The following is a 791-nucleotide window of genomic DNA, read 5'->3' as shown; positions in this document are numbered from 1 at the left end:
TGAATTGAGTTTATAACAAGCGGATTAATCTTCTAAAAACTCGATTATCCGCCAGACATTAGCAACCCCAAAAAGATGGAAATGATTGGAGAAACTATAAGAATTGAATTTGAAGCATTGAAAAATGACTTTGAAACCATAAGGCAACAAATAGAAGACGATGTTGGCAGGACTGAGTTGTATAAGGGTGAGTTTTATGAACTTACTCCATATTCCTATCAGCGTAATGGTTGCAAACAAGGAAAACCTGTAAAGCGTCCTGATACAATAAAAAGCACCAAAAATCTTTGTATCTACGGATTTAATAACCAAAATCAAATCGTAGAAGTTAAGGTTGGTTGTTCTATTGAAAATCAGTTTTATCACACCTTCCTGTATTATACAGACAATCTTGTGAAAAGTATTTTATACGATAATGGAAAACATTTGATGAATGTATGCCATTACTTTTTTGAGGGCGGAAAGCTGAAACGGTCACAGTTATGTGGTAGGTATGGTTGCCGTGAAGAGAATTATATCTATAAAGAAAATGCTTTGACACATATTGAAGTCAAACAATATGATATTGAGGGTAATAGTGGTAATGATTTAATTCATATATTCCAATATCAAGACGATGGGGCTTTAGAAAGTATTACCAAATCATTTCCAAATGGATATTCTGAAATAATCTATAAAACGAAAAGAAGTTGCTAACAAGCGGCTTAACTACCCCTGAAAGGTCGGTTAGCCACCAAACATTATCAACTTATTAATGAATAAAATGAAAAAAGACAAACATATAAAAGTGC

1 protein-coding gene is annotated in these 791 nt (G+C 33.0%); it reads left to right on the top strand.

Features of this window, described 5'->3' with window-relative positions:
• The first annotated feature begins 75 nt into the window (after nt 1-75).
• On the top strand, nt 76-696 hold the full coding sequence (locus DWZ47_RS30285) for a hypothetical protein (protein WP_117515696.1): 621 nt from the start codon (nt 76-78) through the stop codon (nt 694-696).
• The last annotated feature ends 95 nt before the right edge of the window (nt 697-791 follow it).

This window comes from Bacteroides sp. AF32-8BH (genome assembly GCF_003435205.1).
GTDB lineage: Bacteria > Bacteroidota > Bacteroidia > Bacteroidales > Bacteroidaceae > Bacteroides > Bacteroides ovatus.
This window is presented reverse-complemented; position numbering and strand designations above follow the sequence as displayed.

What these genes read in the sequence shown, in the direction of transcription:
- DWZ47_RS30285 (WP_117515696.1), top strand. Translation starts at nt 76, where the DNA reads ATGGAAATGATTGGAGAAACTATAAGAATTGAATTTGAAGCATTGAAA.